Here is an 11855-nt window from a genome sequence, read left to right as displayed (position 1 = left end):
CCGCTCAGCCGGCGTGCGGCAGAAACGGACTCGCTGCTCCGCTCCACGTCACGCTCAGCGCCTCGCGAGCCCGGGTGCAGGCGACGAAGAGCAGGCAGCGCTCCCGCAGCAGGTCGGCGTCGTGCTGCAGCGGATCCGCCTCACGTGGTGTGATCTCACGGGCGAAAGGGACGGTGCCCTCGGTGACACCTAGAACGGACACGGCCCGGAACTCCAGTCCCTTCATCGCGTGCATTGTCGCCAGTCGTATCCCTTCGGCTCCCTGCGCGACCTGACCTCTGACCCGCAGCGTGGGGATGCCGGCGGCCTTCAGTTTCTCCTCGGCCGTGTCCAAGGAGAGGTTGAACCGTGCGCACACGCCGATCTCGTGCGGTGACAGACCTTCGGCGAGCAAGGCCCGGACCCGGTCCACCAGCGCCTCCGTCTCCTCCTGCCGGGTCGCGTACCCCCGCGCCTGGGGGTGGCGCCCGTGCAGCAGCGAGCGGTACCCGGCCAGCGAGTCTGTCCCCTCGCCTTCCAGGGCGTCGACGGTGACAGGTGCCAGGAGCCGCGCCGACCAGGCGAGGATCTCCTCGGTGGAGCGGTAGTTGAGGCGCAGCCGGAAGCTGCGGCCGGTCGTCATGATGCCGAGGGAGCCGAGCGAGACCCGGGAGTCGTAGATCCGCTGGTGCGGGTCTCCGGTGGCGAACAGGTCGTCGGGGCCAGGGGCGACGGCGGCGCGCAGCACCCGCCATTGTGCGGGGTGCAGGTCTTGTGCCTCGTCGACGACCACGTGGGCGTACGGAGCCGGCCCACCGTCGAGCAGTTCCGCCGCGCGGGCGCAGACGCGCAAATGTGTGGTCTCGCCGCGGTCCCGCAGGAACTGTTCGAACCGCTCCACGCCGCTCCACACCGCCCGACGGCGGGTGGGGCCGAGACCGGTGCCGCGGCCACGACGGCTCGCACCGAGGTAGGCGTCCAGGTCGCGGAGGTTCTGGCCGAGTACGACGTGCCGGTACTCCTGGGCCAGGAACTGAGCGGTGAACGGCAGATCGAGCTGTTTGACCGCCTTCTCCCACAGCTGTCGCTGCTCCCGGTCCCCGATCGGCCTGGGCACGGCAGTCGACCTGGCACGCACGATCCCGTTGGCACAGGCGTCGACGGTCGTCACGTCGACCCGCGCAAGGAGCCTCTCGTCCTCGTCTAGGAGCAGCCCGAGCATGTCGCGCAGTCCGGCGGCGAGGGCGTTCGTGTAGGTGGTGAGCAGGATGCGGCCGTGCTCGGAACGGCCGAGCAGGTGCTTGACTCGGTGCAGGGCGGCCACCGTCTTGCCCGTCCCGGGTCCGCCGGTGACCTGGACGGGACCGCCGTACGAGGTGCGGTAGGCGACGCGCCGCTGGGAGGGGTGGAGGAAGACCCGCCAGGCCTCGAACGGCTTCTCCAGGATCTCCTCCAACTCCCGCGGCCCGGTGACCAGGCGGATGCGTGCGCGAGTGTTGGCGATGACCGTGGCCAGGTCCTCGACGGGCTCGGCGGGAGCGTCGGCGGGCCGGCGGACGGCGACGACATCCCGGTAGACGTCCTCGGGGCTGAAGCCTTCGGCGAGGTACTGGAGTACCTCCAGCTGGTCCTCCGGCAGGAGGGTGGAGAACGCCTCCAGCTGGGCCTTGTCCACCAGCGACCGCGCGGCGCGCAGCACTTGGTCGTCGATGCCGAGTTCACGCAGGGTGCCGTCGGAGACGTCCGCGAACAGGAGCCGGGGTGCCGTGCGCGCGGCGGTCTCGTACAGCGGCGTCAGCTCGTCCAGGGCGACGGCGTCGCGCACCTCCAGGGCGCGTGTCGCGGAGTTCGCGCTGTACAGGCGCTTCGCCGCCCAGGTGTAGGCGTCGTCGTGCGGCAGGACGTTGACCAGCAGGAACATGTCGCTGCCGTCGTCGGGGGCGAGGACGACGCCTCGCCAGAAACCGGTGATGCGGATCGTGCGCATCCGTTCGTCACGGGCGTTCTCGACGGACTCCAGGTGCAGTCCCTTGTCGGCGTTGAGTTCGGCGACGCTCAAGGCCTGGAACTTCGCCATGGCCTTGCGCACTCCGGCTCGGACGGGCTTCTCCAACGTGTCGTAGCCGTCCCAGAAACTCTGGGCGAAGGCGAGCCGGGGCATGAGGTCCCTTCCTTTCTGCCTGACGGTGTCTCATGATCGCGGAGGTGTGGCGGTGCCGGCCAGACGTCCGGCGAGTTCCCGGAGCGCCGACAGGAGCTGGCCCGGCTCGCGGGAGAGGTCGAGGCTGTGCTGGTACAGCCGTACAGCCCGTCCCTCCGGCCCGTCGGTCGTTCCGCGCACCTCGTGGAAGCGCTCGGGCCGGCGTCCGGCCGCGTACACCAGATGCGCCTCGCGCAGACCGAGCACGGTGGCGTACGCGAGCGCCTGGTACAGGTCGGCGTTGTGCAGTCCGTCGGCCCTCTCCACCTTGTACTTGGCGTCCACGACGGCCAGCGGCGTGCGGCCGTCGGGTGTGCGCACGACCAGGTCGGGGCGGATCCCCACGAGACGCGCGGTGTCGAGGTGGTGGGGGTCCTGGAGACGCGCGGTCAGGCCGTGCTCGCGAAGAGCCTCGCGGAGGGCGACCGTGACGAAGTCCTCGAACAGCTTGTTCATGTCGAGCAGGTAGCCGTCCACGGCCAGTGAGGCGGAACCGGCCGGTCGGTGTTCCGGTGAGGTACCACGCAGGACGGCCTCGGCGAGCCGCAGCGCGGGCTGGTAGCGGGAGTTGAGCCGTGACGGCTGCCAGAGAGGCAGTTCCTGCCCCGGTATCAGCGGCAGCGCGTCGGCGAGACGCACCCGCTGGTGGGCAAGGCGCTGCCGGACCGGACCAGGAACGCCCGGCAGCCGCAGCAACCGCTCGGCGGCGGTCCGCAGGATGCGGTTCTCGGCGGTGTCAGCGGTATAGGCGTCGTAGGCGATCTCCACGGGTGGCGTACGGCCGAAGTGCCGCCGGATCTGCTCGGCCTCGCGCAGCCGCCCGCGCACGACCGGCGCGGACTCCTCCACCACTCGGTAGCCCTGAAGGACCCCCTGCCGCAGCGCCGCGTCGATCCGCCGCTCCACGGCGTGCGCGAGGGCGGGGACGACGTCGTCGTGGGCGCCGGTGTCGACGGTGCCCTCCCGGCTGTCGCGCCAGGCGCGCGCCGGGTCGAGGCTGAATCCGAGGAGGAAGAACAGCCGCCTCACCGGGGTCTTGGGCATGATCCGTACGACCGGACCGCCGGGTGTGCGCAGGGCGCCGACCCGGCTGCCCGCCCGCAGCAGCCAGTGCCCGTCCCGGCCGGGATCGGGAGTCACGCTCTCCAGGACGCCGGCGGCGGCGAGGGCCCGCCCGGCCGCGGCCTCCAACGGGACGGAGACGGCGGGTCCGTACTCGCGCAGCGTCACGTCGGTCACGGCCATGGCCACGGTCACGGACGCTGCTCGCGCAGCGAATCGAGGCCGTAGCGGGCTGCGACGTCGAGGTCCTCGCCGTAATGGTGCTCCTCCAGGAGCGGCAGGATCTTCGTGCGCCAGGTCCGTTCGAGGCCGCCGTCGCGGTACACGCCCGGCTTCATCAGGTACGACGGGCCGATGGCGAAGTCGGCGTCGTCGATACGGGCGTTGAGGGCGTCGAGCAGGCGGGCGGGTTCGAGGTCCCGGCCCTCGCGCTTCAGCCAGCGGGCGAGCAGCCCGGCGGTCGGCTCGGTGCGCGGGGACAGTTCCACGAACGCGAAGCGGCGCCGCATCGCCGCGTCCACCAACGCGATCGAACGGTCGGCGGTGTTCATCGTGCCGATCACGAAGAGGTTGGGCGGCAGCGCGAAGTCGTCCCCGGAGTAGGTGAGCCGGACGGACCGCGTCCGGTACTCCAGGAGGAAGTACAGCTCGCCGAAGACCTTCGCCAGGTTGGCCCGGTTGATCTCGTCGATGATCAGGAAGTGCGGGAGGTGCCGGTTGCCCTCACGGGAGGCGAGATCGGCGAGCTCGCGCAGCGGGCCCGCCGTCAGCCGGAAGGCTACCTCCCGCGTCTCGGGATCCTCCACGGGCCGGAACCCCTCGAAGAAGTCCTCGTAGGCGTACGAGGGGTGGAACTGGACCATCTTGACCTGTTCCGGGCCGCCGCCGAAGTACTCGGCCAGCTTCATCGCCAGGTACGTCTTGCCGGTGCCCGGCGGACCGTAGAAAACCAACTGCCGCTCGTCGACGAGGAGTTCGCGCATCTCACCCAGCCAGGAACGGTCGTGGACGAGGAGGTCTGCGGCGAGTGCGCCGGTGACGTCCGGCAGCGACAGCTCCCGTTGCACGGGCCGTTCGGCGGCGGCCTGCTCGCCGTCCATTGCCGCAGCCGTGTGCCCGGTCTGTCCTGTGAGCCCGTCCAGCGCGTCCAGGACACCGGTCAGATCGACGACGTCATGCTGCACGGACAGTTTCTGCTGCACCTCCTCCGGCAGTTCCTCGTACGCGTGGCCGTCCGCCTGCCAGGCGATCGTCCGCCGCAGATTGGACAGTCCACCCGGTGACGCGGTCTGTACGGCCTCCCCGGTGACGCGCCCGATGTACAGCACGCCGTCGCTGATGGCGGCCACCGTGTCACCGACGCGCATCTGGGTCAGAAAGGCGTGCAACTCGTCGACCAGGCCCCGCTTCTGGCTGTACGAGGCCGCCCCCTCGTACCCGTCCTCGACGAAGCGGCGCAGCGCGCTCTTGGTCGGATCGCTCTCCTCCAGGGGCGGCAGGTGCGCGCCCGCGAGCGAGACGAAGCCCTCCGGCAGCCACTGTTGCCGCACCAGGTTGTGCCCCGAGACGTTGGAGCCGCGTACCAGCCACGCCTTGCGCGGGGCGCGCCAGCCGGTGGACAGGTAGTCGGCGAGGGGGTGTCCCTCCGCCGTGCGCCAGGACTCCGGGCCGGAGGCGTCGTAGCCGTACACCAGCGAGGCGGCGGCTGAGGAGGAGTTGCACTCGATGTCCCGGGCCGCCCTCCACCGGTCGGCGGACACGTCGACGAGACCGCCGTCCGCGCGCAGTTCCACGCGGGTCCGGCGGGCGTGGTCGCCGAGTCCGGGCCATGCCTCGGCGGCCACGGTCGAGCCCTCCTCCAGGAGGAACTTGTGCGTGCCGTTGCCCCCGAACTCGGCGAGCAGATGCCCGTGCGCCTCACCGCCCTTGGGGAGTTTGATGCGGAACTCGGGTGTGCCGGGGAGGCGTTCGGGCTGAGGCATGGACCCATCCTACCTGTTGACACTGTCAAAGCATCAAGAGTACAAGTGAACGCATGCACAAAATGTGTTGACGGCGTGAACGCATCGATCGTGCGGGGCGAGGGGGAGCCGATGGTCGAGGTCGAACGGCGGGCTGTCGAAGCGGAGTTGCCGTCCGTCATCGAAAGGCTGCAACGGCGCGCATCCCGCGCGGGGGTGATCAGCAGACAGGCCTTCGCGGACGAGGCGGACCGGCTCGGGCTCAGGACCGACGAACAGCGGCGACGCCTCCGCAACGGGCTCGCCGCGCTGGGCATCCAGGTGAAGCCCGCACGCCGGGCGGCGGCCTCCTCGGTGAAGGCGCCCCCTCAGCCGCCCGCCGTCCCTTCCGAAGCGGCCATGCGCCTGGCCCAGGCCCGGCGGATGCTGGCCCGTTACGCCGACGCCGACGGCGCCGTCAGCAGGCTCGCCCACGACGGCGTCGTACGACTTCACGGGCTCGGTGCCGCTGACGCGCGCGAGCTGACCGCCGACTTTCCGATCACCCGCCCCCGTCCGCCCCGGGTTCCGGCGGCGAGCGCCGTCCCCTCGAAGGCACCGGCCGCCGCCAAACCCGCCCGCTCCGCCGTTTCCTCCACGGCACCCCGACTGACCGACGCCGTGCTCGCGGCCCGGGCGGTACTGGAAGCGGACCGGTGGCGGCGGGGCACGGCCAAGGTACTGCTGAAGGCGGAGGAGGAAGTCGGCCTCGCCGTGCTCCTCCGGGGCGGGGAGGACCGCCTCGGCCGTACCGACCGGCTCGGCCGCGACGTCCCGGTGGAGGAGATCGCCGCGCTGCCCCGCGACAGCGAGCGGTGGCACGCCTACGAATGTCTCGTCCTGCACAACCAGCGGCTCGTGTGGAAGATCGCGCTCGGTTACCAGGGCCGCGGACTGGACGCCGAAGATCTCGTCCAGCACGGAACCATCGGACTGATGCGCGCGGTCCGGAAGTTCGACGCCACCAAGGGCTTCAAGTTCTCGACCTACGCGACCTGGTGGATCAGACAGGCCATCACCCGGGCCATCGCCGACGAGGGCACCCTGATCCGGCTGCCTGTGCATGTCCACGAAAAGGTGAGCAAGGTCGCCGTCGCCGAGCGCAAGCTCCTGAACGAAGGCCGCCCCAGAACCGTCGACAACGTGGCCTACGTCACCGGCTTCACCTTCGCCGAAGTAGAGGAGGTCCGCAGGATCAGCCGGCCCACCGACTCCCTGGACCGGATCATCGGCGAGGACGCCGCGCTCGGTGACCTGATCATCGGGCCGAGCCGACTGCCCGGACCTGACGTGGTGTTGATCCGCAAGGAGTTTCAAGCCCGCCTGCGGCACGTCGTGGAGCATCTCCCCGAGCGCGAGCGGCACATCCTCGTCCGACGCACCGGGCTCGACGGTGACGAGCCGGACACGCTGGAGGACATCGGGGTCGTCTTCGGTGTCACCCGTGAGCGCATCCGGCAGATCGAGTCGAAGGCCAAGGCGAAGTTCGAGGGACAGCTCCTCCGCCACGGGCTGCTGCCGCGGCCCCGCTGAAGCCCACGCACCCCACATCGTCCCCTCTCCCCACGCACTCCCTTCCGAAAGAAGCCGCACATGGACCCCCGCCAGGAGCTGGTCGACTACCTCACCCGCCAGCTCGTCGGTCCCGCCGACGGTGTCGACGAGGTGCTCGACGCGCCGCCTGACCGGCAGTACCTGATGGGCACGCTCTATCCCCAGCAGGCGGACCTCCAGCGGCAGCTCGCCCTCGCCGCCGACGACCCCGAGGCTCCCGGCGCCGAGCAGGACGCTCCCGACGTGGACCCGGCCCCCGACCCGGTGCCCGAGACGAACAGCTGGCTGCCCGCGTCCCTCGGCGTCAGCTTCTACACCGACGCCGACGACGTCGAGGTGAGCTGCGCCGCCGCCCGCTACGAGACGCGGCGGAACGAGGCGGGCCGGGGGCGGCGCTGGCAGCGCGTCCCCCTCAAGCCCGAGACGCACACGGTCGGCCCGGACCGGAAGGAGGTCCCCGTCCTCGACGGGCGCGCGACGATCAGGCTGACCCACCGTTCCTACGGCGAGGGCACGCTCGTCACCGTGGCCCTGGTCAACGAGGCCCGGCACGACGGCTCCGACGGCAAGGCGCCGAGCTGGGACGACATGCTGTTCCAGTGCCGGCTCACCGTCCGCCCCGCCGACGGAACCGTGCTGCCGTATCCCAGCGTCCGGCTCGCCAGCCGTGACCCAGAGGAACGCGAACTGCGCCTCCAGTACCGGCATGTCGTCACCCATGCGGTCGGCCACGGCTGCGCCGTCCGCGAGGAGTACGGCGAGGACGGCGGTGTCGCCCTCCTCGCCTGCGAGGTCCTGCCACGCGCCGAGGTGCCCGCCATCCGGGCCGGCGGCCCGCTCGACGCCCCCGCGCTCACCCTCTCCCACCTTGCCGACCCGTCCGTCGGGCTCGACCAACTCCGTGAGGAACTGGCCGAGTTCGCCTCCTCGTACCACGCCTGGTACGTGGGCCAGCGGTCCGTCGAGGTGCCGGAATGGGGGCGGGAGGCCGCGGACCGGATCCTCGCGCGGGTCCGCGAGGCGGTCACCCGGATCGAGGCGGGCGTACGCGCCCTGTGCGACCCGGACCGCCCCGAACTGCTCGCCGCCTTCCGTATCGCCCAGCGCGCCATGCTGCTGCAGATGCGGCACTCCGCCCCCGACCAGGCCGGCCGACGACGGCACCGCTCGGAGCCGGTGGCCGTCGATCCGCCCGTCGACCCCGAGGCCACCTGGCGCCCCTTCCAGCTGGCCTTCTTCCTCCTCGCCCTCGACGGCGTCGCCGACCCCGCACACCGCGACCGGGAGACCACCGACCTGATCTGGTTCCCCACCGGCGGTGGCAAGACCGAGGCCTACCTGCTGCTGGCCGCCTTCACGATCGCCCTGCGCCGGATCCGCGGCGGAGGCGACGGCACCGCCGTGCTCAGCCGCTACACCCTCAGCCTGCTCACCACCCAGCAGTTCCAGCGCGCCGCCACCACGATCTGCGCACTGGAACACCTGCGCCGCACCGAACCCGCACTCGGTCTGGGCGGCGAGCCGATCACCATCGGCCTGTGGGTCGGCGACACCACCACCCCGAACGACTTCGAGAAGGCCGAGCGCACCTTCGACGAGCAGCGGCTGGCCTCGCACCCCGAAGACGTCTTCATCCTCGACCGCTGCCCGTGGTGCGGCACCCGCATCCTGCCGGCGACCTGGTCCAGCGTCCGCTCCGACTACGGAGTCCGCGCGGAGAAGGACGACTTCGCCTGCAACTGCACCCGTGACGAGTGCGCCTTCCACGACGTCCTGCCGGTCGCCGTCGTCGACCAGCACCTCTACCGGAACCCGCCCACCTTCGTCCTCGGCACCGTCGACAAGTTCGCGCGGCTCGCCTGGGAGTCCGACTCGGGCCGCCTCTTCGGCGCCGGCACCGGCAACCCGCCCCCGTCGCTGATCATCCAGGACGAGCTGCATCTGCTCACCGGACCGCTCGGCACCACGGTCGGCCTCTACGAGGCGGCCATCCTCGAACTGTGCACGGACCGGGACGGCCGCCCGCCCAAGATCGTCGCCGCCACGGCCACCATCCGGCGCTCCGCCGAACAGGTCCGCGCTCTGCACCACCAGGACGTACAGCTCTTCCCGCCGTCTGGCCTCGACGCCCGCGACAGCTTCTTCGCCGTTCCCGACACCGGTCGCCCAGGCCGCCTCTACCTGGGCGTCATGGCGCTCGGCCACACCGCGGGCCGCGGCGCCGTCGCCACCACGGCGGCCATGCTCCAGGGCGCCCACCAACTCCCGGAGGAGCACCGCGACGACTACTGGACGCTCGTCGCCTACCACCACAGCCTGCGCGAACTCGGCCGCACCGTCACCGCGGCCGGCGACGACATCCCCGCCCAGCTCCGCTCCCTCGACGAGGGCGCCGGCACGCGCGCCCTGGGCGGCGAGCAGGTGCAGCAGCTCGACAGCAGTGTGGCGCGCGCCGACCAGCCCATCCTCCTCGACCGCCTGGAGAAGCCCTGGACGGACCCACGGTCGGTGTCCTTCCTGCCGTGCACCAACATGCTCTCCGTCGGCGTCGACGTGAAGCGGCTCGCCTACCTCCTCATGCAGGGCCAGCCCAAGACCACGGCCGAGTACATCCAGGCCACCAGCCGCGTGGGCCGTCACCAAGTGCCCGGACTCGTCGTCACCTACTTCAACGCCACCCGCCCACGCGACCGTTCGCACTACGAGACCTTCATCGACTACCACCGGGCCCTGTACCGGTACGTCGAACCCGCCAGCGTCACCCCGTGGTCGGTGCCCGCCCGTCGCCGCGCCCTGCACGCCGCCCTGGTCATCCTCGTCCGCCACCGGCTCGGCCTGGCCGCCGAGAACCAGGCCGGACTGCTGACCCGTCACAAGGACGAGGCCGCGCGGATCGCCGACGCCCTCGCCGAGCGCGCCGCGATCGCCGAACGCGACGCCACAGGAGCCGACGCCGCCACCGTACGCGCCGACGTCCGCGAGGAACTCGGCGACCTCCTGGACGCTTGGTACAGGCAGGCCGAGTTGGCGGAAACCGAGGGCAAGAACCTCTACTACCGCAGCCAGGGCAAGGGGCAGCACAACCTGCTCAAGTCCTTCGAGCAGCGCTACGGCCTGTGGGAGACCCTCAACTCGATGCGCAGCGTCGACCGGGAGTGCCAGATCACCGTGACAGGAGCAGGAAAGTGACGCGCAAACTCCGGGTCCGCCAGGCACAGACCGTACTGCCGTTCGGCGTCGGTGCCGTGCTCGACGTGCAGGGCGAGTCCTTCGTCGCGGCCGGTATCGAGACCTGGCCGCAGCTCAAGACCCCCGTCCCCTCCGAGCGGCTGGCAGCCCGTCTGGGTGTCATCGGCTTCTACGCGGCACCCCACACCCTCAATGACCGCTACGACCGGCCCGACCGGCCCGGCGTTCCCTATGTGCGCTTCCCCGGCTGGCTGTTCTGCGGATCCTGCCGGGCCATGGTCCGCTTCCTGCGAGAGCAGGAGAAGCCCGGCGAGCCGCCCGTCTGCACGTCCTGCGCAGCTGCACCCCGCCTCACCCCCATACGGTTCGTCCGCATCTGCGCGGACGGGCATCTCGACGACGTCGACTGGTGGTACTGGGCCCACTCCAAGCTGGCCCCCGAACTGCGGGCCTCCTGCGCCGAGTCGAAGCACGCCTGGAAGGCACGCCGGCTCAGTTTCCGCGTCGCCGACCGCGCCTCCGGACTCGAAGCGCTCTCGGTGCGCTGCGGAGCGACCCGGGAGGGCGGCACCCCGTGCGCGGCTGAGCGGGACCTGCTCGACATCCTCGGCCCCCAGGGCGGCCACTGCCCGGGCCGCAACCCCTGGCAGCGCCCGAACGGCAAGGCCTCCTGCGGCCAGCAGGTCCACATCGTGCAGCGCACCGCCGGCAACGTGTACTACCCGGTCGTCTTCTCGGCCCTCGACATCCCCCCGACCGACGAACCCCCGCGGACGGAACAGGACTTGGCGGAGGCGGTCCGCGACCACGGCTACTGGACGAACCTGCTCGACGCACTCGGCACGGACCGAGCCGCCGTCTTCCGTGACTTCATCAAGCAGGACACCGACGCCCCCGACAGCCTCATCGACCAGCTCCTCGCCGAGGCCACGGGCGCACCCGCGTCCCCGCCCGCCGAGCGGCCGGAGCTGGCGAAACTCGACCTCAGCCGCGACGAGTGGTACGCCTTCGACGCCGTCGAACTCCCGGAACCCACCGCGGAGTTCTCGGTCCGTCGCGGCGGACTCGGCCTTGCCGACGAGACCGAGGAGCCCTGGGCCACCCTCGACGCGCACATCGACGGCGTCGTCCTCGCCGACCGTCTCCGGGAGGTACGGGCCCTGACCGGATTCCGCCGCCACTCCCCGCACGGCACCCTCGTCCACGCCGACACCAGCGGCCGCCTGCGCTGGCTGCCCGCGACCGAGGTCTACGGCGAGGGCATCGTCCTCACCCTCGACGAGCGGCGCCTGAGCGCCTGGGAGAACGACCCACGCGTCCAGGCACACGTCCACGGCGTCCGTACGGACCTGGACGCGTCGTTCCGCGACGAGCAGTTGGCCGAGACCGTCGGCAGCGACCTCTCGCCCCGCTTCCTTCTCCTGCACACCCTCGCCCACCTCCTCATCCGTCAGCTCTCCTTCGACTCCGGCTACACCACCGCGAGCCTGCGCGAGCGTGTGTACGGCCGTCCCGAGTACGGCCAGCGCGGACTGCTGATCTACACGGCCGCAGGTGACGCGGAAGGCACCCTCGGCGGCCTGGTCCGGCAGGGCGAGGCACCGCACTTCGCCGAGACGCTCGTCCGGATGCTGGAGGCGGCCGCCTGGTGCTCCGCCGATCCGCTGTGCGCGGAGCACACCGGCCAGGGCTTCGGCAACCTCAACCGGGCCGCCTGCCACGCCTGCACCCTGCTGCCCGAGACCAGCTGCCAGACAGGCAACACCCTCCTCGACCGCGCTCTGGTCGTCGGTTCCGCCCGCGTCCCCGGCTACTTCACCGACGTCCTCACCGCGAGCCGCGAGTACGCCGCCGCCATCGCCCAGGGATGA

Annotated in this window: 6 protein-coding genes; 3 read left to right on the top strand and 3 right to left on the bottom strand. The window is 71.3% G+C overall.

Annotated elements, in window-relative coordinates:
* Window positions 1–4 precede the first annotated feature (4 nt).
* From AB0D34_RS13990 to AB0D34_RS13980, 3 genes are read right to left on the bottom strand one after another with little or no spacing between them, the layout of a single operon-like run.
* Window positions 5–2140: a UvrD-helicase domain-containing protein gene (locus AB0D34_RS13990; protein ID WP_362661151.1), complete on the bottom strand. Its 2136-nt coding sequence runs from the start codon at window positions 2138–2140 to the stop codon at window positions 5–7.
* A gap of 30 nt (window positions 2141–2170) precedes the next feature.
* Complete coding sequence (locus AB0D34_RS13985) at window positions 2171–3436, bottom strand: restriction endonuclease (RefSeq protein ID WP_362661149.1); 1266 nt, start codon at window positions 3434–3436, stop codon at window positions 2171–2173.
* Window positions 3433–5223, bottom strand: coding sequence for a DUF4357 domain-containing protein (locus tag AB0D34_RS13980; RefSeq protein ID WP_362661147.1), 1791 nt, complete (start codon window positions 5221–5223; stop codon window positions 3433–3435). The genes AB0D34_RS13985 and AB0D34_RS13980 overlap by 4 nt, the downstream gene beginning before the upstream one ends.
* A gap of 75 nt (window positions 5224–5298) precedes the next feature.
* Here AB0D34_RS13980 and AB0D34_RS13975 point away from each other — a divergent pair, with 75 nt between their 5' ends.
* The 3 genes from AB0D34_RS13975 to AB0D34_RS13965 are packed head-to-tail and all read left to right on the top strand — an operon-like array spanning window position 5299 to window position 11855.
* Window positions 5299–6774 carry a sigma-70 family RNA polymerase sigma factor gene (locus AB0D34_RS13975; RefSeq protein WP_362661145.1) on the top strand — a complete coding sequence of 492 codons (1476 nt, stop codon included), beginning with the start codon at window positions 5299–5301 and terminating at the stop codon, window positions 6772–6774.
* A gap of 60 nt (window positions 6775–6834) precedes the next feature.
* On the top strand, window positions 6835–9984 hold the full coding sequence (locus AB0D34_RS13970; RefSeq protein ID WP_362661143.1) for a helicase-related protein: 3150 nt from the start codon (window positions 6835–6837) through the stop codon (window positions 9982–9984).
* Window positions 9981–11855, top strand: a complete 1875-nt coding sequence (locus AB0D34_RS13965; protein WP_362661141.1) for a DUF1998 domain-containing protein — start codon at window positions 9981–9983, stop codon at window positions 11853–11855. The genes AB0D34_RS13970 and AB0D34_RS13965 overlap by 4 nt, the downstream gene beginning before the upstream one ends.

Origin of the sequence: Streptomyces sp. NPDC048420 (assembly GCF_040651535.1) — a bacterium.
In the GTDB taxonomy this organism is placed as follows: domain Bacteria; phylum Actinomycetota; class Actinomycetes; order Streptomycetales; family Streptomycetaceae; genus Streptomyces.
Note: the sequence above shows the minus strand (reverse complement) of the source record. Positions and strands in the feature narration are given on the sequence as shown.

Coding starts and splice junctions, on each gene's coding strand:
- AB0D34_RS13990 (WP_362661151.1), bottom strand. CDS start 2,140: ATGCCCCGGCTCGCCTTCGCCCAGAGTTTCTGGGACGGCTACGACACG.
- AB0D34_RS13980 (WP_362661147.1), bottom strand. CDS start 5,223: ATGCCTCAGCCCGAACGCCTCCCCGGCACACCCGAGTTCCGCATCAAA.
- AB0D34_RS13970 (WP_362661143.1), top strand. CDS start 6,835: ATGGACCCCCGCCAGGAGCTGGTCGACTACCTCACCCGCCAGCTCGTC.